The 20,221-nt window shown below is 70.8% G+C and carries 22 protein-coding genes; 9 read left to right on the top strand and 13 right to left on the bottom strand.

Going from position 1 to position 20,221, the window contains the following annotated elements:
- Positions 1-19 precede the first annotated feature (19 nt).
- Positions 20-1,210, bottom strand: a complete 1,191-nt coding sequence (locus NL114_RS09260) for an acyl-CoA dehydrogenase family protein (RefSeq protein WP_254824505.1) — start codon at positions 1,208-1,210, stop codon at positions 20-22.
- A gap of 136 nt (positions 1,211-1,346) precedes the next feature.
- Here NL114_RS09260 and NL114_RS09255 point away from each other — a divergent pair, with 136 nt between their 5' ends.
- Positions 1,347-4,133 (top strand): M14 family metallopeptidase, encoded by a 2,787-nt coding sequence (locus tag NL114_RS09255; protein WP_254824504.1) that lies wholly within the window; start codon positions 1,347-1,349, stop codon positions 4,131-4,133.
- A 12-nt stretch (positions 4,134-4,145) separates the two neighbouring features.
- Here NL114_RS09255 and NL114_RS09250 read toward each other — a convergent pair whose 3' ends face one another.
- A complete protein-coding gene (locus NL114_RS09250; RefSeq protein ID WP_254824503.1) occupies positions 4,146-4,640 on the bottom strand; it encodes a DUF7858 family protein in 495 nt (164 codons plus the stop codon).
- A gap of 169 nt (positions 4,641-4,809) precedes the next feature.
- Here NL114_RS09250 and NL114_RS09245 point away from each other — a divergent pair, with 169 nt between their 5' ends.
- Complete coding sequence (locus tag NL114_RS09245; RefSeq protein WP_254824502.1) at positions 4,810-5,739, top strand: transcription initiation factor IIB; 930 nt, start codon at positions 4,810-4,812, stop codon at positions 5,737-5,739.
- A 3-nt stretch (positions 5,740-5,742) separates the two neighbouring features.
- Here the strand turns inward: NL114_RS09245 and NL114_RS09240 are convergent, their stop codons facing one another.
- On the bottom strand, positions 5,743-6,021 hold the full coding sequence (locus tag NL114_RS09240) for a hypothetical protein (RefSeq protein WP_254824501.1): 279 nt from the start codon (positions 6,019-6,021) through the stop codon (positions 5,743-5,745).
- Positions 6,022-6,023: 2 nt separating this feature from the next.
- Positions 6,024-6,659 carry a DUF7857 domain-containing protein gene (locus NL114_RS09235; protein ID WP_254824500.1) on the bottom strand — a complete coding sequence of 212 codons (636 nt, stop codon included), beginning with the start codon at positions 6,657-6,659 and terminating at the stop codon, positions 6,024-6,026.
- Positions 6,660-6,762: 103 nt separating this feature from the next.
- On the opposite strand from NL114_RS09235, the gene NL114_RS09230 reads away from it, so the two are divergent.
- The gene (locus NL114_RS09230; RefSeq protein ID WP_254824499.1) at positions 6,763-7,176 is read left to right on the top strand and encodes a PaaI family thioesterase; all 414 of its coding nucleotides are present in this window, start codon (positions 6,763-6,765) and stop codon (positions 7,174-7,176) included.
- 105 nt (positions 7,177-7,281) lie between these two features.
- Here the strand turns inward: NL114_RS09230 and NL114_RS09225 are convergent, their stop codons facing one another.
- Both NL114_RS09225 and NL114_RS09220 read right to left on the bottom strand, forming a co-directional pair.
- Positions 7,282-8,154, bottom strand: coding sequence for a DUF7856 family protein (locus NL114_RS09225; protein WP_254824498.1), 873 nt, complete (start codon positions 8,152-8,154; stop codon positions 7,282-7,284).
- A complete protein-coding gene (locus NL114_RS09220; RefSeq protein ID WP_254824497.1) occupies positions 8,151-8,501 on the bottom strand; it encodes a DUF7855 family protein in 351 nt (116 codons plus the stop codon). The genes NL114_RS09225 and NL114_RS09220 overlap by 4 nt, the downstream gene beginning before the upstream one ends.
- Before the next feature lie 158 nt (positions 8,502-8,659).
- On the opposite strand from NL114_RS09220, the gene NL114_RS09215 reads away from it, so the two are divergent.
- Both NL114_RS09215 and NL114_RS09210 read left to right on the top strand, forming a co-directional pair.
- Positions 8,660-9,031, top strand: a complete 372-nt coding sequence (locus NL114_RS09215) for a 30S ribosomal protein S8e (RefSeq protein ID WP_254824496.1) — start codon at positions 8,660-8,662, stop codon at positions 9,029-9,031.
- A 79-nt stretch (positions 9,032-9,110) separates the two neighbouring features.
- Complete coding sequence (locus NL114_RS09210; protein ID WP_254824495.1) at positions 9,111-9,896, top strand: class I SAM-dependent DNA methyltransferase; 786 nt, start codon at positions 9,111-9,113, stop codon at positions 9,894-9,896.
- On the opposite strand, the gene NL114_RS21630 is transcribed toward NL114_RS09210, so the two are convergent.
- Positions 9,897-10,019 (bottom strand): hypothetical protein, encoded by a 123-nt coding sequence (locus tag NL114_RS21630; protein WP_286671105.1) that lies wholly within the window; start codon positions 10,017-10,019, stop codon positions 9,897-9,899.
- Between the two features lie 25 nt (positions 10,020-10,044).
- On the opposite strand from NL114_RS21630, the gene NL114_RS09205 reads away from it, so the two are divergent.
- From NL114_RS09205 to NL114_RS09195, 3 genes are read left to right on the top strand one after another with little or no spacing between them, the layout of a single operon-like run.
- Entirely contained in the window at positions 10,045-10,338 is a 294-nt protein-coding gene (locus NL114_RS09205) for a DUF7526 family protein (protein ID WP_254824494.1), read from the top strand.
- A gap of 56 nt (positions 10,339-10,394) precedes the next feature.
- A complete protein-coding gene (locus NL114_RS09200) occupies positions 10,395-11,348 on the top strand; it encodes an ABC transporter ATP-binding protein (protein WP_254824493.1) in 954 nt (317 codons plus the stop codon).
- A complete protein-coding gene (locus NL114_RS09195; RefSeq protein WP_254824492.1) occupies positions 11,345-12,163 on the top strand; it encodes an ABC transporter permease subunit in 819 nt (272 codons plus the stop codon). Before NL114_RS09200 ends, NL114_RS09195 begins: the two co-directional genes overlap by 4 nt.
- A 16-nt stretch (positions 12,164-12,179) precedes the next feature.
- Here NL114_RS09195 and NL114_RS09190 read toward each other — a convergent pair whose 3' ends face one another.
- On the bottom strand, positions 12,180-13,355 hold the full coding sequence (locus NL114_RS09190) for a site-2 protease family protein (protein ID WP_254824491.1): 1,176 nt from the start codon (positions 13,353-13,355) through the stop codon (positions 12,180-12,182).
- 88 nt (positions 13,356-13,443) lie between these two features.
- Positions 13,444-14,301, bottom strand: coding sequence for a formate/nitrite transporter family protein (locus NL114_RS09185; protein WP_254824490.1), 858 nt, complete (start codon positions 14,299-14,301; stop codon positions 13,444-13,446).
- A gap of 217 nt (positions 14,302-14,518) precedes the next feature.
- On the opposite strand from NL114_RS09185, the gene NL114_RS09180 reads away from it, so the two are divergent.
- A complete protein-coding gene (locus tag NL114_RS09180) occupies positions 14,519-15,739 on the top strand; it encodes an endonuclease/exonuclease/phosphatase family protein (RefSeq protein WP_254824489.1) in 1,221 nt (406 codons plus the stop codon).
- 61 nt (positions 15,740-15,800) lie between these two features.
- Here the strand turns inward: NL114_RS09180 and purB are convergent, their stop codons facing one another.
- The 4 genes from purB to NL114_RS09160 all read right to left on the bottom strand — a co-directional run bounded on the left by purB (position 15,801) and on the right by NL114_RS09160 (position 19,999).
- Positions 15,801-17,189 carry an adenylosuccinate lyase gene (purB, locus tag NL114_RS09175; protein WP_254824488.1) on the bottom strand — a complete coding sequence of 463 codons (1,389 nt, stop codon included), beginning with the start codon at positions 17,187-17,189 and terminating at the stop codon, positions 15,801-15,803.
- Between the two features lie 857 nt (positions 17,190-18,046).
- Positions 18,047-18,517, bottom strand: coding sequence for a cupin domain-containing protein (locus tag NL114_RS09170; protein ID WP_254824487.1), 471 nt, complete (start codon positions 18,515-18,517; stop codon positions 18,047-18,049).
- A gap of 77 nt (positions 18,518-18,594) precedes the next feature.
- Positions 18,595-19,542 carry an AAA family ATPase gene (locus tag NL114_RS09165; RefSeq protein WP_254824486.1) on the bottom strand — a complete coding sequence of 316 codons (948 nt, stop codon included), beginning with the start codon at positions 19,540-19,542 and terminating at the stop codon, positions 18,595-18,597.
- Between the two features lie 70 nt (positions 19,543-19,612).
- Positions 19,613-19,999 carry a hypothetical protein gene (locus NL114_RS09160; protein ID WP_254824485.1) on the bottom strand — a complete coding sequence of 129 codons (387 nt, stop codon included), beginning with the start codon at positions 19,997-19,999 and terminating at the stop codon, positions 19,613-19,615.
- Between the last annotated feature and the right edge of the window lie 222 nt (positions 20,000-20,221).

Here is a 20,221-nt window from a genome sequence, read left to right as displayed (position 1 = left end):
CACCCGACACACGGAGTGTTCAGATGAGTTCGCGCGCGATGGTCCGGCGCTGTATCTCGTCGGTCCCCTCGAAGATACGGAGCACCCGCGCGGTGCGGTACTCGCGCTCGATGGGGGCGTCCTTCATGAAGCCGGCCCCGCCGTACACCTGCATCGCGACGTCTGCGGCGTGGTTGGCGAGTTCCGCGCCCCGCAGTTTGGCCATCGACTCCTCCATCCGGGCGCGCTCGCCGTTCTCGATCTTCCAGGCGGCGTAGCGATAGAGCTGACGCACCTGCTGGACGTCGGTCGCGAGGTCGGCGAGCTGGAAGGAGACGCCCTGACGGTGGCCGATGGGCTTGCCGAACGTCTCGCGGTCGCGGGCGTAGTCGACGGCGGTATCGAGGAGGAACTGCGCGGTGCCGACGGCGTTCGCGGCGATCTTGATGCGGCCGCCGCCGATCCAGCTCATCGCGGTGCCGAACCCGTTGTCCACCTCGCCCAGCACGGCGTCCTCGTCGACGCGGGCGCCGTCGAACCGCAACTGGGCCTGCCCGCCCGGTGTCAGTCCCATGGTCCGGTGGACCTTCTCGACCTCGTACTGGTCGGCATCGACGAGGAAGCAGGTGATACCGCCGTAGTCACCCTTCTCACCGGAGGTGCGCGCGAACACCATCGCGAAGTCGGCGTACGGCGCGTTCGTGATCCAGTACTTCTCGCCGTCGATGACCCACTCGTCCCCATCTCTCTCCGCGGTCGTGTCCATGTAGTGCGGGTCCGACCCGTGGTCCGGCTCGGTGAGCGCGAAGCAGGTCGTTATCTCGCCGGCCATCAGCGGGTCGAGGTACTCCTCGCGTTGCTCCTCCGTGCAGGCGAGCAGCACCTTCGTCGGGCCGCCCGCACCGCCTGTGATGGCCGAGTGGAACCCCGGCGGCCGGTTCGCGAGGTGCTCGGCGACGATAGCGGACGTGACGAGGTCGACGCCGCCGCCGCCGACCTCCTCGGGCATGTCCATCCCGTAGAACCCCGCCTCGACGGACTTCTGCCGTATCTCCTCGACCACCTCGCGGTACTCGGGCACCTGGTAGTGGTCCTCGTCGACGATGTGGCGCTGGTAGTCCTCGCCGAGGAACTCCGGGTGCTCGGCCTCCAGCGGCTCGACCTCCGCCTCGATGAAGTCGTCCAGCGCCTTCTTGATCTGTGTCGCCTCCGCCGGTTCGCTGAAATCCATGGCATCCGGTGTCGTGCCTCACACAAAACCGTTCGGAGTGTCACCATTCCACAGACCCGACACCCAGGAGACACATTTGGATACGTCTGTCAGAACCCTTTGTGTGGAACAGAGGTATCGCACAGTCAGACCCATCGTGTCCGAGCATTCGTTCACCGACGCGGATATCTCTCGTCGACGGTTCGTACAGCTCTCGGCGGCGACCGGCGCGGCGCTCGCGCTCCCCGGCAACGCGACCGCCGACGCCAGCGCCGACGCGTTCGACGCCGAGTACCAGTACGTCCAGAACCACACGCCCGCCGACTACGCGGTCCCGACGGCCATCGAGACCTCGGACGCGGCCGCGCTGTCGGCCATCACGGGCATCGCCCCGGATGCCCGGACGACGACCGACCCCGCGCCGGCGGCGTACGCGACCCTGACCACCGAGCAGGCCCAGGCGGTCGCGGACCTGCCGACCGCGAAGGACATCCACTTCGCACCCGGCGGCAACCCGTTCTGGCGGCTGGGGTTCTACCCGCTGGGCGTGTTCCCGGACCCCACGCGCTGTGTGGACTACCTCGACATCGAGGAGGTCGGGGCCGGCTTCGAGCACCTCGCCGACGAGCACGCCGACCGGATGCGCGTCTTCGGCATCGGGCAGAGCGCCGGCAAGTACAACGACCTCAGCGCGCGCCGCGACCCGCGCGACGTGATGGTGGTGGAGGTGACCGAGAACGTCGGGGACCGCGCGGCGTTCAGCGAGAAGCGTCAGGTGCTCGTCAACTGCACCATCCACGGGAACGAGCGTGCCGGCGGCGAGGCCGCCCCACGGTTCATCGAGCGCCTGCTCACCGGCAACGAGCGCGATATCGAGCGCCTGCTCGACGACTACGCGCTCGTCTTCACCTTCACCAACCCGGACGGCTGGGCCGCCCGCCGACCGCAGTACGAGAGCAACGGCGTGCCGAACGCGCCGCTGCACGAGCGGGGCAACCTCGGCGGCGACACCAACCGACAGTACCCCAATCCGGGCTGGGTGTCGGCCGCCCACACTATCGCCGAGCCGCAGGGGCGCACCCTCGACGGGACGACGGACCCGCCGGACTACGTCGCCGACACCGTCCCCGACACGCTCGCGTTCATCGAGCACTGCCGGACCTACGAGAACCTCGTCAGCGCCATCGACCTCCACGGGATGCTCTCCTCGAAGGACTTCGTCCTCGCGCTGGACGGGGCCTCCCAGTCCGACACCGGAGCGCTGCAGAACAGCTTCGAACTCATCGAGCGCATCGGCGAGAACATCACCGCGGCCCTGCCCGAGTGGGAGACGGCCGGGCAGACCATCTCCGACGTGACCGGCGGGACGAACCCCAGCTACGCCGGGCTCTCCGTCGTCCCGGAGCAGGCGTTCAACGCCGGCACGCCCGTCGAGACCATCGGCTACTCCGGCACCGGCTTCGTCGACGAGTGGATGTCGTTCCCCGAACGCCTCGGGGGGCTCGACGTCCCCAGCCTGACGATGGAGATGGCCTACTCGAACACCGTCGGCGGCAACGCCTACGATCCCGCCCGCGTCGGGATGCAGGTCGACGGCTACCAGGCCGCCATCCGCGGCGCCGTGGAGTACGCGACCCGCGAGGTCGAGGGGCGCTTCGAGTCCGACGGCGACATCGCGTTCGTCGACACCGATGACCTCCGCCGCTCCTCCGGCGACCTCGACTTCGGCGATGGCGGGGGCGACAGTGGCGACGGAGGCGACGACGGGAACACCAGCAGCACTGCGACCGCGAGTCCCGCCGCGACGACGACCGAGGAAGCGACGCTGCCGGCCGGCGGGGCCACGACCCAGACGTACACCGTGGACCCGGCGACGACCCGGTTCATGGTCTACCCGCACGTCCACGAGTCGGTGGCGAGCGCCGAACTGGTCGCGCCCGACGGAACGGCGGTCCGGACCTTCGACGCGACCGAGGGCCGTGCGCTCGGTGGGGCCTGCTGTGCGCTCCCGACGTGGGAGGTGACCGACCCACAGGCCGGCGACTGGACGGTCCGGTTCACCGACGAGCTGGAGTCGGGAAGCAGCGTGCAGACGCAGTTCGCCGCCACGCAGGGGAGCGTCGACGCCCCCGACCCGGTGGCGGAACTGGGCTACGAGCAGCGCGACTACGAGGTCGACCCGCTCCGGTACTTCCGCGACCTCGACGACGACGCCACCGACGAGGTCGATGGGCTCGCGGTCGACACCATCGCCGGCGACGACGATGGGAGCGAGGGGCAGGGCCCCCCGCCACGCGTCGTGGAGATGCTCGGCGAGGACCCGACCCGGAGCGACGAGACGGATCCGCTCGCCGCGTACGACCACGTCGTCGCGAGCCACGACGACGGCATCGAGAACGCCGACTACGTCGCCGCCATCGAGGAGTTCGTCAGCGACGGCGGGAACCTCGTTCTGACGGATTCGGGGCTGCACCTGCTCGCGGCGATGGACGGCGTCGCTATCGAGAGCGGCGACATCACGACCACCGAGAACAACTACGTCGCCCAGCTCGACACCGTCAACGACCACCCACTCGTCACCGACCGCGACCCCATCCAGGACCACCTCTGGTACATCGCGCCGCTGGGCTACGCCGAGAACGAGGCACCCGTGACGAGCATCGACCAGGCGAGCTTCGAGGACGCCGGCGGCAGCGTCGCCGGGCTGACGGGTGGCCGGGCCGTTGTCGGGACGCTCGACGTGGGCGACGGGACCATCCAGGTCGTCGGGAGCCTGCTCCCGCCCGCGAAGCAGACCAACCTCCACCCCTTCGGGATGGTGGACTACGCGGCGACCTACTTCGGCCACCTCGTCATGACGAACGCGCTGTTCGGCCAGCAGGTCCGCGAGGTGGACGGCGAGGAGACGCTCCGTATCGGGCGCGGGAGCGGCGACAGCGCCTGAATCGGCCGTCGTTCAGAGGAACTCGTCCGTCTCGCTCCGCGTCTCGGCCAGCGGGTCTCCAGTTTCGACGGCGAGCGCGCCACTCACGGCCTCGCGAGCCCCCGGAATCGGGTCGTGGGTCTCGACGTAGACCGCCAGCGCGAACTCTGTCTCGTCGCCACCCGCGAGTTCGACCGCCTCCGTCCGCGGGAGCCGCGCATCCAGCCAGTCGCGGACGACCTCGCGCCCCGTCGGGCCGAGCGGCTGGATGGGCTCGCCGAGCCGGTGGAGCGTCTTCGCGCACGTGACGGGGGCCACGCCGGCCTCGCGGGCCGCGTCGCCGACGCTCGCACCCGCGGCGTACTCCGTGGCCAGCGTCGCGGCCGCCTCGGGGGTGCACGGCAGCCGGTCCGCGAACTCGCGGAGCCGTTCGGCCAGCGGCGCGTCCGTGTCGTCGACGGCCGCGACGCCGCGGTCCTCCTGCTCGGCCGTCACCTCCAGCCCCGCGGCGATATCCGAGAGCGTCACGGGCGAGGGTTGCCGGGCGACCGCCGTTAAATTTTGTCCACCCAGCCGGGGAACAGGGCACCCGGGTGCGGTCTACCTACCGGTCACCGGTAGGTAGCTCACGGTCGCTCGGCGTCGATTCCGGCGGACCCGCTCCTTTTTGAAGGGGAATCGCGCCGAAGCTTCGCACATGAGCACGACGGCGACCACGTGTCCCGAGTGCGACGGCCGACTGCGCAGTGAGGGAACCGAGACCGTGTGCGGCGAGTGCGGCCTGGTGGTCTCCGAGGACGCGATGGACCGGGGCCCGGAGTGGCGGAGCTTCGCGGACGACGACACCGACCCCCGACGCACGGGCGCGCCGCTGACACGGAGCCGGCACGACCGCGGCCTCTCCACCGAGATCGGCCGCTCGACGCGGCTGAAGGGCCGCAAGCGCCGGCGAGTCGCCCGGATGCGCAAGCACCACAAGCGCGCGTCGGTCGGCGGGAAGGCCGACCGGAACCAGGTGTACGGGTTCACGGAGGTCCGGCGGCTGGTGAGCCAGCTCGAACTCCCCGAGAGCGTGCGTGACCGCGCCTGTGTCCTGTTCGAGTCCGCCCAGGAGGCCGGGCTGTTGCAGGGGCGCTCCATCGAGGGGTTCGCCGCCGCCGCGGTGTACGCCACCTGCCGGACGGCGTCGGTCTCGCGGACCCGCCGGGAGATCGTCGACACTGCCCGTGCGGACGCGAGTGAACTCGCGGCCGCGTACGACGCGCTCAACCGCGAACTCGGGCTCCCGACGGGACCCATCGACCCCTCGGAGTACCTCGCCCGGTTCGCCTCGAAGCTCGACCTCCCGAACGCCGTCGAGCGCCGGGCCCGGGCGCTGGCGGAGGCGGGCGCTGACGCAGGGCTCGTGAACGGCCGCAACCCGAGCGGCTTCGCCGGCGGCTGTCTGTACGCCGCCGCACGCGAACACGGGTGCGACCTCACCCAGCGCGAGGCCGCCGAGGTCGCCGACGTGACGCCGGTGACCCTCCGTACGGCCTACCGGGACGTGCGGGAACTGGACGCGAACGAGGGCGAGGGCAGGAACGAGGTCCCGGAAGGGGGCAGTGCCGTGCCCGCCGACGACTGACGCTCAGGCGACGACCACGACCGTTCCGGCCTCGTGCTCGACCCGCCGCGCGAGTATCGCCCGCTCGGCGGGGGTGAGCACTCCACCCCATCCCACGACCGGAACGCCGCGCCGGGTCCGGAACGCCTCCACCACGGTCGCCCGCCCCGCCAGTACGTCGCGCCCGTCCGGCCCCCGTCCCATCGCATCGGCTCCCACCCGCCCGCCCGTATCGAGGACGACACCGTCGAGTGCCCGAGCGATGGCGAGTACCCGAGCGATGGCCCGACCCCCGACCCGCACCCTCACTCCCCCGGGTTCGGCGCGTCCTCGCGCGCCGCCGCCAGTCGCCCTTCGAGCGCCCCGGCGCGCTGCTCCAGCGCCGACAGCGTCTCCCGGTCCACCACGACCGTCGCGTGCCCCGGCGAGCAGCGGCGACGGCCATCTTCGAGCGCCTCGACGCGCCGCTCCAGCGCCGACAGCCACGCCCCGACCGCCGGTGGCAACGCGACGCCGGTCCCGTCCGCTCGGAGCGGGTCGTCGTCGGTGCCCACGTCGTCGCTCGGTACGTCCTCGTCCACCTCGGCGGCCTCGGCGGCCTCGTCCGGCGCGCGTGGGGCCGGAACGGTCGGCGCTCCGGACATCGACCCGTCGTCCGCCGCGCCACGCTCGACGGGCTCGTGTTCCACGGCGACGGGCCGCTCGCGGGGCGGCGCGGGACTGGCGTACCCCAGCGCGGCGCGCTCACCGGGCGCGAGCGTGCAGGTCGCCGTCCCGTCGGTCCACGATGGACCGAGGGCGTCGGCGGGCGGCGCTCGAACCGGCCCGTCGAGCCGGTTCTCGACCCTGACCCGGCGGCGGGTGGGCGTGTCGTTGTGGACGGTGCACTCGACGAGCGTGAGCCCGCCACGGCGGTCGGTGTCGCAGTCGAGCGTCGGCATGGGGGTGGTGGTCCCGGCATGGTACGTGAAACTACGGCCAGTGGTGGTGTCGCCGAGGCCACCGTCCCCGACGCTTATCGCCCGACCCGCCACACGAGGGAGTATGACCGACGCCAACCGCGAGTTCGTCGCGAACCACGACCACCTGCGCGGCCTGGGCATCACCATCGAGGCCCAGGAGGAGGGCTGGGTCCGGGCCAGCCTGCCCCATCAGGACGAGCTGACGAACCCGGGGAGCGACACCATCCAGGGCGGCGTGGTGTCGACGCTCATCGACCACCTCGGCGGGGCGGTACTACGGACGACGCTCGATGACCCGCTCGCGACGCCACACGCCTCGACCGACCTCAGCGTCTCCTTCCTCCGGCCCGCGGACGGCGACCTCACCGCCGAGGGGACCGCGCTCCGGGTCGGCGGCTCGATGGCCGTCGTCCGGGTCGAGGTGACCACCGGCGACGGCGACGAGGAACGGCTGGTCGCGGAGGGGCGGGTCACGATGCACGTCAAGCGCGATTGAGATAGTCACCTTTCCCAGACAGTACCTGTACAGTAGAGCGACCTTTGGATGAACACAATAGACTAGACGATTGTATCCGATATTCTGCCATTGTTCGATGGTTCGTCACACTCGAATCACGGGCGCGTCCAGCCAGTCGCTCGCGGCTCCCACGTCCGGGAACCGCCGCGCGGCGAGGACCACCGGCGCGTCGAGCGACACGACGCGTACCAGCGCCAGCCGTGCCGTGACGGGGTCGGCCTGGTCGAACGTCGTCGCGGACGAATCGGGCGTCGCGACCAAGGCAGCGTCCACCCGCTCACGGACCCGGGCGGCGAGTTCCGCCCGGGCCTCGCGCCGGGCGTTCGCCAGCCGGTCCTCCAGTTCGAGCCGGTGCTCCCGGGCGTCGCGGGCCTCGCGCGCCCGCTGTCGCTCCCGGGCGAGCGCCTGCTCGGCGGCCGCGTGCTCGGTCTCGGCCTCCGAGAGGGCACTCGCGGCCGCTTCGAGGTCCGCCACGGCATCGCTCGTGTCGGCACCGGCCTCCCGGAGCGCCTGGACCCGACCCTGGCACGTCGCGACGCGCTCGCGCTGACGGTCGACGTCGGCACCCGCCTCGGCCACCCGTTCTCGGGCCGCACGCAGGTCGACGGCCAGCGGGTCGTGGTCGTCGAGACGGTCCTCGAGGGCCCCGATGCGGTCCCGGTTCGACGCCCGGTGACCGAGCGCCCGCGCCGCAGCCGCCAGTGCCCGTCGCCGGGGGAGCGCGCGGCCGTCGACCAGCCCGACGTGCTCGTGGAGCGGTCCGGGCGACGCACACCGGACGCGGTCGTCGTCCGGGTCGCGGACGGCCGCGGCGATGGCTGCGGGAGCGATGGCGGGCGCCTCGGACCGGGCCGCGAGGTCGACGGCCCGGCCACGGACGGAGCAGTCGCCGAGCCGGACCCGGACGCGAGGGCGAGCGTCAGGGGCGTCGGGGAGCCCGGGCGCCGTCGATGTCATCGGTCGTCGTCGAGGTCGCGCGCCTTCAGCGCCGCCGGGTCGGGATGGTCCGTGCCGGCGGCGAACCGGCGGTACGGCGTGCTCGGTTCGTCGCGAGCCTCGTACGCCGCGGCGGCCTCCCGAACGGCGGCGTCGGTATCGGTGAACTCGTTGAACGGGCGGGTCCGCTCGACCTGTACGTCGTCGGGATGCTTCTCGCGCAGTCGGCAGGCGAGGAAGGCACCGTGGTCGGTCGCCGCGAACAGCGCCGCCCGCCCGAACCGCCGGACGACCGTCTCCTCGTGGGCGCGACAGACGTTCCGCAGGTCGCGCCGGGACCCCCGCGAGTACGTCACCACCAGCAGCACGACCGGCGCTGCTGCCCGACGGTACGTAAATTTACTGCACGATGCAACTCATGCAAGGAAGACGCACACGAACGGCGGACCGCCGCGGCAGACCGCGGACTCGGGGCGTCGCGGCCGGCATCGTGCGATTCAAGTAGTCGTCCGGCCTCGTTCCCCGTATGAAATTCCAGGGCCGCTCCACGACGAAGCGAACCGGTGGCCGGCGACGCCGAACCCACAAGAAGCGAAAGCACCAGATGGGGACCTCCCCGACCGAGACCCGCGTCGGCGAGCCCCGCCTGAAGACGGTCGACGCCCGCGGCGGCACGACCAAGGTCCGCGCCATCACGACCAACCGCGCGACGGTCGCCACCGACGACGGCACCGTCAGCGCCGAGGTCGAGGACGTCACCGAGAACGACGCCAACCCGAACTACGTCCGACGGAACATCGTCACGAAGGGCGCCATCGTGGAGACGAGCGAGGGCCGTGCCCGCGTCACCTCCCGCCCCGGCCAGGACGGGCAGATCAACGCCGTCCTCGTCGAGTAGTCGTCCCCGGAGCGCCCGGACGGTTCTCGCGTCCGTCCCCGCGGAGCGTTTATCACGCCGGCAACCGTCGCCATCGCCGATGGACCCGGTCCGCCAGGTGATGGACACCGTCGCCGACGCCGACACCGGGAACGAACTCTACGGCGCGCTCGCGCCGCTGTACGATATCTTCTTCGCCGAGCGCTGCGACTACGATGCGCTCGCGACGTTCGTCTCCGACCGCGCACCAGCGGGCGCGCGGTCGGTCGCCGTCGGCGCCTGTGGGACCGGGCGACTGCTCGCCCGCCTGGCGGACCGCTACGACTGTGCGGTCGGTCTCGACAGCAGCGCGGCGATGCTCCGGCTGGCCGCCGGCCGGACCGACGCGGCGCTGGTCCGTGCGGACCTCCGGACGGTCACCGCACCCGGCGCGTTCGACCTCCTCACCGTGACCGGGAACTCGCTGGCCCACCTCCCCGCGGGCGACCCCGACGGCGTGCGGACGGCGTTCGAGAGCGCCGCCGAGAGCCTGACCCCCGGTGGGACGCTGGTCTGTGACTTCATGCTGACCGACAGCCTCATGAACGGCTACGCGACCGAGGATACGGTCGAGACGGAGCGGTGCCGCGTGGAGCGGCGGGTCGTCACGCGCATCGAGGACCGGGGCGCCGACAGCCTCGGCCAGGCGGGCCGCTACGACTACGAGTTCACGATGACCGACCGGCGGACGGGCGAGACCGTCCGGGCCGAGGCGTCGCTGCCGGTCAGGGTGTTCGAGTCGGGCGCGCTGCCCGGTGTCGCGCGCTCGGTCGGGTTCACGGAGACGGCCCTCGTCGACCCACCGACGCCGTACGGCGGCGGGCTCATGGCACGAGTGCCGGAGTAGTCACCGCGGTTCGAGTCGGCCGGTCGTCTCGGGCCAGTCGTCCTGCCGGACCGTCTCGGGCCAGCCCCCAGACCGGACCGCCCCGGAGCGGTTCCCGGCGCCACGGCAGCCGGAAAGGTCCATATCCATCGAGCACCAGGACCGTGGTATGACCCGAACGCTGGACGGCGAGGTGCTGCACGTCGTCCCGCCGGAGGAACTGGACGACTACGACATCGAGGACGAACTCCAGTCGATGGCGGAGTCGCGCTACATCCTCGTCTGCCGGGCGGGCGGGAAGCCGTCGTGGCTCGAACGGGTTCGCTCGTTCTTCACGCGACGACCCATCGAGGCGACGACGCTGGTCTCCGAGACCGGCGCCGACGAGGGGGACGAGGTGACCGCGACGGTCCGGGAGACGGACCTGCCGGGCGTGTACGAGGCCACCGAGTTGCGGACGTGACAGGACACTGAACAAACAGTCAGTACCTTCTTCACGTGTCGCCGGGACCTGAAGGTATGGCGTCAGCCACTGGCTCCGCGGTATCGTTCGACGGGGTCACGAAGCGGTTCGGCGACGTTGTAGCCCTCCAGGACCTCTCGCTCACGGTCGAGCCAGGCGAGATCTACGGTTTCCTCGGTCCGAACGGAGCGGGGAAGTCGACTTCCATCGGTATCGCGCTCGACTTCGTCCGGCCGACGGCCGGGTCGGTACGCGTCCTCGGTCACGATGCGCGGGCCGAGAGCCTGCAAGTGCGTGAGCAGGTTGGGTTCCTCTCCGACGAGTTCGAGGTGTACGACCGGCTGACCGGACGCCAGCACGTCGATTTCGCCCTGGAATCGAAGGGGAGCGACGAGAACCCCGCGAAGCTACTGGAACGGGTCGGACTGGCGGACGCTGCCGACCGAAAGGCCGGGGGGTACTCGAAGGGGATGAAACAGCGGCTCGGGCTCGCGACGACGCTCGTCGGCGACCCGGACCTGCTGGTGCTGGACGAGCCCTCGACCGGCCTCGACCCGAACGGGGCCCGTGAGATGCGTGAGATAATCCGCCGGGAGAACGAGCGCGGCGCGACCGTCTTCTTCTCCTCGCACATCCTCGAACAGGTCGAGGCGGTCTGTGACCGCGTGGGTATCCTCCGGGGCGGAACCCTCGTCGCGGAGGACAGCATCGAGGGGCTCCGGTCGGCGGTCGGCGGTGACGCCCGCCTCCGCGTCGAGGTCGATACGGTTCCCGACGGGGTCCTCGACCGGGTCCGGTCGGTGGACGGCGTCTCCTCGGCGAACATCGACGCAAACGCGGTCGTGGCGGTCTGCTCGCCGGCGGCTCGTCGCGCCGTCATCGACGCGGTCGAGGAGACGGGGGCGACGGTCGCCGGATTCGAGACCGAGGAGGTCGCGCTGGAGGAGGTGTTCGCGGCCTACACGGAGGACGCGAGCCCGGCGGCCGAGGCCCCTGGAGGTGGAGCATGAGCTGGCTGGTCGTCGCGCGGAAGGACTTCCGCGACGCCAGCCGGTCGCGGCTCCTCTGGAGCCTTACGGCACTGTTCGTCCTGATGGTCGGGGGGCTGGCGTACGTCTACGCCGAGGTGCTGAGCCAGACCGACCAGATCTCCAGCCTCGGGTTCGTCGTCTTCCTCCAGGGGACGGCAGGACTGTTCATCTCCATCGTCGCGCTGCTGGTCGCCTACAAGAGCATCGCCGGCGAGCGCGAGAGCGGCACCATCAGCTTCCTGCTGGGGCTGCCGCACCGTCGCCGCGATGTGGTCGTCGGGAAGGTCGTCGGTCGAGGCGGTGTCGTGGCGGCCGCCCTCCTGGTCGGCTTCATCGCAGCCGCCCTCGTACTGGTCGGGGTGGGTGGGACGTTCGATGCGGCACAGTACGTGCTGTTCACACTCCTCTCGGCGCTCTACGCGGCCGCGTTCGTCAGCATCGCCGTCGCCCTGTCATCGGCCACGGCCAGCTCCGCGAAGGCGGCTGCCGGTGCCATCGGGTTCTGGATCTTCAACCAGTTCTGGGGTGCCGCCATGCTCGCCGTGTACGTCGTGGTGAACGGTTTCTCGCTGCCACAGGGTCCGCTCCCGGACTGGTACCACGCCCTGGCCGGGCTGGGACCGGGTGCGGCGTACAGCAACGCCGCGGGCTACTTCCTCCCGCCAGAGTTCGCCCAGCAGGTGGGCGGGGGATTCGGCGGGCTCCCCGAGTGGTACGGGGTGGTGATCCTGGTCGGGTGGTTTGTCGTCCCGCTCGTCCTCGGAGCCGCTCGGTTCCAGCAGCTCGACCTCTGACCCTGCCCGCGGCCCCTCAGAACCCACCCACGTACTGGAACGGCACTGGCGTGAAGCAGAGCAGCCCCAGCACGAACGTGAAGATGCCGACGGCCATCCGTTTCCGGTCGAGCGGCTCGTCGTAGATGGGGGTCGCGTGGCCCGCGTAGGCCAGTCCGATGGTGATGAACCCCCAGAACGTCCAGATGGCCACGGAGTCGCGGATGTCCAGTCCCTGGACGAAGAAGAGATAGCCTGCGAGCGCGAACAGCGACAGCGGGACGAACGCGGCGACACGCTCGGCGTTCTCGCCGGCCATCGCCCGGACGATGTGGCCCCCGTCCAGCTGGCCGACGGGGATGAGGTTGAGGAAGGTCACGAACAGCCCGATCCAGCCGCCGAAGACGACCGGATTGACGGCCGTGCCGGGGTCGCTATAGGTGAGCGGCTGGCCCGTCAGCATCGACAGCCCGTGGAGCAGCGGCGGGTAGCCGAACTCGATGACGATGGCGTCCGGACTGTTCTGGACGCTGGCCGGCACGCTGATGGGGTCCATCAGCAGCCCCACCGTCGAGACGACGATGGCCGCGACCAGGCCGGCGAGCGGCCCCGCCACACCGATGTCGAACAGCGCGTCGCGGTCGGGAATGCGCCCCTTCATGCGGATGACGGCACCCAGCGTCCCGATGAACGTCGGGACCGGGATGAAGTACGGCAACGAGGCGTCCACCTCGTGGTACCGCGAGAGGACGTAGTGGCCGAGTTCGTGGATGCCCAGCACCGACAGGACGGCGAGCGAGAACTTCCAGGAGTCGCCGGTGACGAGGTCCAGCGGCGAGGTCAGCGGCTCGTAGTACCAGATGGTGCCCGCGAACAGCGTCGTCAGAACCGTCAGCAGGAGCATCACGACGTTCTTCCACGGGATGCCGTCGATGCCCATGCTCCGCGGGTCGGCGACGAGGGCGTGCCGGCTCTGGTGGAGTTCGACACCGGAGATGGGGTCGGTCTCGCTGTCCTTCACCGTCGTCAGCCGGACCTCGTAGCCGTGCTCGCGGAACAGCGGCCACACCTCGCGCTCGAGGGTCTGCTGGCCCACGCGGGGCTCACCGACGTACACCAGTCGGTCCCCGTCCTGCCGGACCTCCTCGACGTGGAACGCCGACGAGAACGCCGCGGCCGGCGGTCCCTCCGCCGGTGCGTCGATATCCTCCATCGTCGTCTAGTCGGGGGCGACGGCGAATAAATCCACGGGCCCAGGGTACGCTACCCCCGGTCCCGGCACCGGTCGTCCCGGCGGTCGGTCACTCCATGTCGGGGTCGGGGCCGCTCTGAGAGACGTGGCTGTACTTCAGCAGCGAGACGAAGATGGAGCCGCCGATGGCGTTGCCGACCGTCGAGGCGGCGAGGAACCGGCCGAAGTCGAGGACCGTGACCTCGGCGCTGGAGAAGACGCCGAGCAGCACCTCGACGGTGCCGGCGATGCTGTGCGGGAGGTGGGCGAAGCCGATGGCGGTGGCGACGAGCCAGACGAACAGCAGCCGCGAGACCGAATCCTGCCCGGCCGCGACCAGCCACGAGAGCAGCCCCATCAGCCACCCGGCGAGGACGCCGGCCGCGACGAGGACCGGCCAGTGGTGCTCGGTGAGCGTCGTGGCGATCTCGACGAACGCCTTCGGCTTCACGACGCCCAGTTCCGGCATCACCACCACGGTGATGGCGGCGAACACCACCGCCCCCACGATGTTGCCGAGGTAGACCAGTCCCCAGAGCCGTCCGAGTTGCCGGACACTCGCCTGTCCGTCCAGCACGGGGAGGACTGCGAGCGTCGTGTGCTCGGTGAACAGTTCCGAACTCCCGAAGATGACGAAGATGAACCCCAGCGCGTACGCGTTCGACATCAGTAGCCGCCGGACGAGCGGCGACGCGAAGGAGAACTCCGCGACGGTCAGCGACACCCCCATCAACAGCGGCCCGAAGCCGATATCCAGGCCGGCCGACAGCGACGCGAGGAACAGCCCCGCTGTCGGTCGATTCAGTTCGGAGAGCCCCTCGCGGATCTGCACGCGCAGGATGTTCTCCTGGGCGCGCTGGGTGTCTCCGCCCTCCTGCGGGGCGGACGGTTCGGGCGCGGTCGTGTCGACGGATGTCTCGGGTGCCATGGGGGTGCGGTCTCGGCGGTCGGCCCGTTGCGACGCCCCCGCGTCACTGGCTCCCCGGTGCCCGGACCGAGAGCGAGCGCGGGTTTAGTCGCTTCGCTGGCGAGCGACACCTCGTGGTCCCGTGGACCGCGCACCCGCGGCGCTCTCGGGCCGCCGCTGGCCACCGCCAGCCGCCGGCCGCCGTGGTTATACCGCCGACGCGACTACCGGCGGGCAGATGGTCGGGTCACCGGACGGGAGACGCGCGGTCGGCCGCCGGTCGGTGCTCCGTGCCGCCGGAGCAGGTGTCGCCGGCCTCGTCCCGGCGACCAGCACCGCGGCCGCCGCCCCGGACCGGCGGGCCGACGCGTCGGCGGACTGGTCGGCGCGCCTCCCACAGCGCGTCCGGGTGGCGACCCGGAACCTCGGACTGGGCGCCCGGCTGTACGGCTTCGTCGACACCGACACGCTCCGCCTCGACCCCGAGCAGGTGTACGAGCGCTACCAGCAGGTCCGCTCGACCGCACCGCCCGCCAGGATGCGGGCCATCGCGAGCGGCCTCGCCGACGACCTGCCGGCCGTCGTCGGGTTGCAGGAGGTCGCGCGCATCCGCCGCGGCCCGAGCGATTACACCGGCGGGAGCGAGCCCAACGCCCGACGGGAGGTGTACGACTTCCTCGACCTCCTGACGACGGCGCTCGATTCGGAACTCGACCGGTACGACTTCGACGTCGGCTACGAGGTGGCCGCCGTCAGCCGGAACCTCGACGAGGAGTTCCCCGCCGAGGGCCCGGACGGGGAGCGGTTCGACGTCCGCCTCACGGACCGGGACGTGGTGCTGGTCCGGGACGACCTCGCCGTCCGGGACACCGACGACGGGACCTACGGCCTCAACGTCAGTGCGACCCTGCAGGACGGAACACAGGTGTCGGTCAAGCGTGGCTACGCGCTCGCGACGGTGGCGCTGGAGGCGGCGCCGTTCACCTTCGTGACGACACATCTGGCCGTGGCGAGCCGCATCATCCGCGAGGCACAGGCCGCGGAGTTGACGGGCCTCGTCGACCGGCAGGACGGCCCGGTCCTGGTAGCGGGCGACCTGAACACCACGCCCGACGGTGACCAGTCGGCGGCGTACGAGCGGCTCACGGACGTCGGCCTCCGGGACGTGTGGGCGGCGGTGACCGACGACCCGGGACCGACCTGCTGTCAGGGGGAACTCCTTCGCAACGAGCGCTCGCGGCTGCGCATCCGCGTGGACCACGTCCTGAGTGCGGGGCCGGTGGTCCCGCTGGCCGTGCGGCGGACGGACGCCGACCCCGACGACCGCATCGAAACGACCACGCCGGATGGCGAGGCGCAGCTCTGGCCCTCGGACCACGCCGGCGTCGTCGCGGACGTCCGCGTCGAACCACGGACGCGCGACCCGGTGCCGGTGCTCCGGCGGCTCCTGTTCGGCTGACGGCCCGCACCCGCCGACCGGGCGTCGCTCGCCCGGCCGCGGGACCCGACGCCCGGCCCGGTCAGTCCTCGCCGTCGAGTTCGTCCACCAGCTCGTCGCCCAGCCCGACGTAGCCCGCGGGCGTGAGCGCGCGCAGCTCCTCGCGCACGGACGCGTCGACATCGAGGTCGTCGAACAGGTCGCGGAAGTCCTCGAGCGAGGCGCGCTGGCCCCGCGTGAGGTCTTTCACCTGCTCGTAGGCGTCGGCCCGGCCCTCGCGCCGGAGGATGGTCTGGACGGCCTCGCCGATGACCTCCGGGTTCCGTTCGAGGTCCTCGCGCATGACCGCCTCGCGCGGGACGACCTTCTCGAGGCCGCGCGTGGTCTTCTGGTAGCCGATGAGACAGTGCGCCAGCGCGGCGCCCATGTTGCGCTTCACCGTCGAGTCCGAGAGGTCGCGCTGGAGCCGCGAGTCCGTCACGTAGTCGCCGAGGAAGACCAGGTCGGAGTTGGCCTTCGAGCAGTTCCCCTCGCCGTTCTCGAAGTCGATGGGGTTGACCTTGTGGGGCATCGTCGAGGAGCCGGTCTCCCCTTCGACGGCCTCCTGTCCGAGGTAGCGCTGGCTGACGTAGAGCCAGCAGTCCAGGTTGAGGTCCAGCACGACGTTGTTGGCCCCGCGGAGCGCGTCGAACAGCGTCTGCAGGTCGTCACACGGGTTCACCTGCGTCGCGAGCGGCGTGTGCTCCAGGCCGAGCGAGTGGACGAACGACTCGGAGAACGCCCGCCAGTCCACGTCCGGGTAGGCGGCGTGGTGGGCGGCGTACGTGCCAGAGGCACCGGCGAGCTTGCCGGAGAGCCCGTTCGCGGCGTCCTTGATGCGACCGAGCGCCCGACCCAGCCGCGCGGCGTAGACGGCCATCTCCTTGCCGAACGTGGTCGGCGTCGCGGGCTGGCCGTGGGTCCGGGCGAGCATCGGCAGGTCGCGGTGCGCCCGCGCGAGGTCCGCGAGCGCGTCGCGTACCTCCCGCAGCGCGGGGACGAGCACCTCCTCGACGGCGGGCTGGAGCAGAATCCGGTGGGCGAGGTTGTTCACGTCCTCGCTGGTGAGGCCGAAGTGGATCCACGGGTGGATGCGGTCGGCGGTGTGCTCCCGGAGGAAGTACTCGATGGCCTTCACGTCGTGGTTGGTGGCGTCGTAGCCGGCCCAGCCCTCCGTCTCGAGTTGCTTGATTGCCTTCGCGTCGGTCTCGCTGAACTGCCGGTAGCGGTCACGCAGGAGGTCGCGGTTGTCCTCGTCCAGCGTGAGCGGGACGGCGTCGAGGTCGGCCAGCGCACAGAGGTACTCCACCTCGACCTCGATGCGGGCCCGCATCAGCGCGGCCTCGCTCGCGTACGGGACGAGGGGTTCGGTGTAGCGCGCGTAGCGGCCGTCGAGGGGCGAGACGGCGTGCAGCGCGGAACGGTCGGTCATACGCGTATGTCTGTGTGAGTGGTGGGAAAGCGGTGTCGAATGGCTGCCAGGGGGTGGTGTGTTCTGGCGGTGGCTATGAGGGCGACAGCGACGACGGAGCCACCTACGAAGCCCTCGCACTCGGACGCTTGCAGCGGTAACAGCGGCGACAGAACCACCTACGAAGCCCTCGCGCGCGGACGATTACAGCGACTCCGACAACAGAACCACCTACGAAGCCCTCGCGCGCTCAGGGCCCCGCGGCTCGCTGCGCTCCTCTCGTTCCGGGCCTGCGGCGGGTTCGCTGACGCTCACCCGCCGTTCCGGGCATGCGCTGCGGTGCTTGCGTCGCCGGGGGACCGCTGAGCGCGCTCGCCCTTCGAGTCCACCAGGAACGTGGAAGGTGGCACCGGGGCAGCGGCCCTGCCCTTCCCCAGGTCGCGCGGGCTCCGCTTTCGCTCCGCCACGCGCTCCCGGCCCGAGAGCAGTTGCACGGCCGGCCGGTTCCGTGGACAGGAAGCGCGCCAGCGGCCTCACTGTGGAGGCCGCTCGCGATAGCGAGCGTGCCGGAACACGCCCGCCGCTGGCGCGGGGAGGTGTGGGGGAACCCTGCTAGCCTGGAACCACCACGCGCGTCGCTCGACCCGAAACAGGGGGTCCTGGAGGACTCGAAGGGCGAGCGCTCTCGAACCCTCCCGGCCGACGTAAGCACGCGAGCGGAGCGAGCGCGCGCAGCGAGGCCCGGAGTGGTCGAGAGCGCGAGGGCTTCGTAGGCGTTGTCACCCCCCAACACGAGAGATGCACAAAACAGCCAGGATAATCAAATTATTCGGACAACAAGGTGCTAAAACGAGAATTGAATAAATTACTTGGGCCCCCTACCCCGGCATCTCGAGCGTCTCGCCACATTCGGGGCACTGCAGCACCATCCCGTCGTCGCCGGGGACGAACCGCATCGTGTCCGACTCCCCGCACTCGCCACACGGCTGGGGCACCCGCACGTCGGTCGAGGGCTTCGGGGCGCCGATGCCCAGCAGCGTCGCCGACTCGTCGGACTCGTTCTTGCCCTGCTGGAAGTCGCCGGGAGCGAACCGGACGACCTCGCCGCCCTCGACCTCGACCTCGCCCTCCAGCGTCTGGAAGGTGACCGTCCCGTCGAGGACGTAGAAGATCTCCTCCTGGTCCATGTGGGTGTGGACGCCGCCCGAGAGGTTCTGGCCGGCGTCGAGCTGGTAGTGACTCAGCCCCACGTCGGCCGTCTCGAGTGCTTCGCCCACGCGCCGGGCGGAGTCCTCGCCGCCGCCGGGGTTGTTGTCCGTCGCGAGTTCGTCGATGGTCACTTTCTCCATGCGCAGGGGCAACGAGTGGCGGTCACAAGAAACGAGGGGCCGTCGCACCGGCCCCCGACAGACCCGCCGCCGACCACTCACACCGTCGGAACCGTCACCGAGTCGAGGACGTCCCGGACCACGTCGGCCTTCCGTGCGTCCTCGACCTGCGCGTCGGGGGTGAGGACGAGCCGGTGGGTCAGCGTCGACGGCGCGACCCGCTTCACGTCGTCGGGGGTGACGAACTCGCGGCCGGCAAGGACCGCATGGGCGCGCGCGAGTTCGAACAGCCGCTGGGTCCCACGCGGGGAGACACCCACCTCGACCCGGCGGTCATCCCGCGTGGCCCGCGCCAGACGCGCGACGTACCGGAGGACGTCCTCGTCGACGCCGACGTCCTCCGGGCTCTCGCGGAGCGCGCGCACCCGCGCCTCGTCGAACACGGACTCGATTTCGGGCGAGCGGGTCCGGCGGTCCGAACGCCGCTGCAGGAGTTCCACCTCGCCGTCCTCGTCCGGGTAGCCCAGCGCCGTCTTCACGGCGAAGCGGTCGACCTGCGCCTCGGGCAGGGGGAAGGTCCCCTCCTGCTCGACGGGGTTCTGCGTGGCGATGACGAAGAACGGGTCCGGGAGCGGCCGGGTCTCCCCGTCGGCGGTGACCTGCTCTTCCTCCATCGCTTCGAGCAGCGCGGCCTGCGTCTTCGGCGGGGCGCGGTTGATTTCGTCGGCCAGCACGACGTTGGCGAAGACGGGGCCGGGCCGGAACTCGAACTCGCGGTCGCGCTCGTTGTAGACGTGGGTCCCGGTCACGTCCGAGGGGAGCAGGTCGGGGGTGAACTGCACCCGCGAGAACTCCAGTCCGAGCGCCGTCGCCAGCGAGCGCGCAGTCAGGGTCTTCCCCGTACCGGGGACATCCTCCAGCAGCACGTGGCCGCCCGAGACGACACCCAGCAGCGTCGTCTCCAGCACCGTCCGGTCGGCGATGACCGCCGTCGATACCGCGTCCAGCACCGCCTCGCACGCGTCGCTGGCCTCGGAAACGTCCATGGACGGGCGTGACTCGCCGAGGGCTTGAGTGTGGGGTGCTAGAGGGTCGGAGAGAAGCGGAGAAAAGGTGTCAGTCGTCCCCGTCCGCGCCGGGGACCTCGACCTCGACCGCCGCCGCGTCGTCGTCACCCTCGGGTGCGAGGAACAGCCCCAGGATGCCGATCTCGACGAGGAGGCCGACGACCGTGCCGGCCGTGATGGCCTCCTGGTCACGGAAGGAGGCGATGCGCGCGAGGACGACGCCCAACCAGACGAACACCACGGGCCGCTCCTCGCCCGCGAGGCCGAGGAGGCCGAGCGTGGTGAACACGCCACCGAAGACGGTGGCCACCTCCGAGCGACCGGCCGCATCGAGCGGTTCCAGGTCGGTGACCTTCGCGGTGGCGTCCGGTTTCACGAGCGAGACGACGCCGAACAACAGCGTCGCCAGACTACCCAGCAACGAGGTTGGTGCCATGAGGACGGGCCACACGCCGGCGGCTTACCGATTGCGGTCGCTGTCGGAGGAGGGCGGGCTCGGGCGCATCGATAAATCACATACCACGATACCAAACCCGCCCGACGGCGGAAGCGGGCGACCAGGTCTCGGCCACGAACTGTGAGCTACTGCTACGCGAATCCAGGATGCAAAATCGATATTCCCCACCTTTCCACATTATACCTGTACTAATACACATAC

The sequence above is a fragment of the Haloglomus halophilum genome, assembly GCF_024298885.1.
In the GTDB taxonomy this organism is placed as follows: Archaea; Halobacteriota; Halobacteria; order Halobacteriales; family Haloarculaceae; genus Haloglomus; species Haloglomus halophilum.
This window is presented reverse-complemented; position numbering and strand designations above follow the sequence as displayed.

Bases quoted from the DNA above. Each gene is read 5' to 3' on its own strand.
- NL114_RS09260 (WP_254824505.1), bottom strand. From the start codon at position 1,210: ATGGATTTCAGCGAACCGGCGGAGGCGACACAGATCAAGAAGGCGCTG.
- NL114_RS09245 (WP_254824502.1), top strand. From the start codon at position 4,810: ATGAGCACGACGGCGACCACGTGTCCCGAGTGCGACGGCCGACTGCGC.
- NL114_RS09235 (WP_254824500.1), bottom strand. From the start codon at position 6,659: ATGCCGACGCTCGACTGCGACACCGACCGCCGTGGCGGGCTCACGCTC.
- NL114_RS09230 (WP_254824499.1), top strand. From the start codon at position 6,763: ATGACCGACGCCAACCGCGAGTTCGTCGCGAACCACGACCACCTGCGC.
- NL114_RS09225 (WP_254824498.1), bottom strand. From the start codon at position 8,154: ATGACATCGACGGCGCCCGGGCTCCCCGACGCCCCTGACGCTCGCCCT.
- NL114_RS09215 (WP_254824496.1), top strand. From the start codon at position 8,660: ATGAAATTCCAGGGCCGCTCCACGACGAAGCGAACCGGTGGCCGGCGA.
- NL114_RS09210 (WP_254824495.1), top strand. From the start codon at position 9,111: ATGGACCCGGTCCGCCAGGTGATGGACACCGTCGCCGACGCCGACACC.
- NL114_RS21630 (WP_286671105.1), bottom strand. From the start codon at position 10,019: ATGGACCTTTCCGGCTGCCGTGGCGCCGGGAACCGCTCCGGGGCGGTC.
- NL114_RS09205 (WP_254824494.1), top strand. From the start codon at position 10,045: ATGACCCGAACGCTGGACGGCGAGGTGCTGCACGTCGTCCCGCCGGAG.
- NL114_RS09200 (WP_254824493.1), top strand. From the start codon at position 10,395: ATGGCGTCAGCCACTGGCTCCGCGGTATCGTTCGACGGGGTCACGAAG.
- NL114_RS09195 (WP_254824492.1), top strand. From the start codon at position 11,345: ATGAGCTGGCTGGTCGTCGCGCGGAAGGACTTCCGCGACGCCAGCCGG.
- NL114_RS09190 (WP_254824491.1), bottom strand. From the start codon at position 13,355: ATGGAGGATATCGACGCACCGGCGGAGGGACCGCCGGCCGCGGCGTTC.
- NL114_RS09185 (WP_254824490.1), bottom strand. From the start codon at position 14,301: ATGGCACCCGAGACATCCGTCGACACGACCGCGCCCGAACCGTCCGCC.
- NL114_RS09180 (WP_254824489.1), top strand. From the start codon at position 14,519: ATGGTCGGGTCACCGGACGGGAGACGCGCGGTCGGCCGCCGGTCGGTG.
- purB (WP_254824488.1), bottom strand. From the start codon at position 17,189: ATGACCGACCGTTCCGCGCTGCACGCCGTCTCGCCCCTCGACGGCCGC.
- NL114_RS09170 (WP_254824487.1), bottom strand. From the start codon at position 18,517: ATGGAGAAAGTGACCATCGACGAACTCGCGACGGACAACAACCCCGGC.
- NL114_RS09165 (WP_254824486.1), bottom strand. From the start codon at position 19,542: ATGGACGTTTCCGAGGCCAGCGACGCGTGCGAGGCGGTGCTGGACGCG.
- NL114_RS09160 (WP_254824485.1), bottom strand. From the start codon at position 19,999: ATGGCACCAACCTCGTTGCTGGGTAGTCTGGCGACGCTGTTGTTCGGC.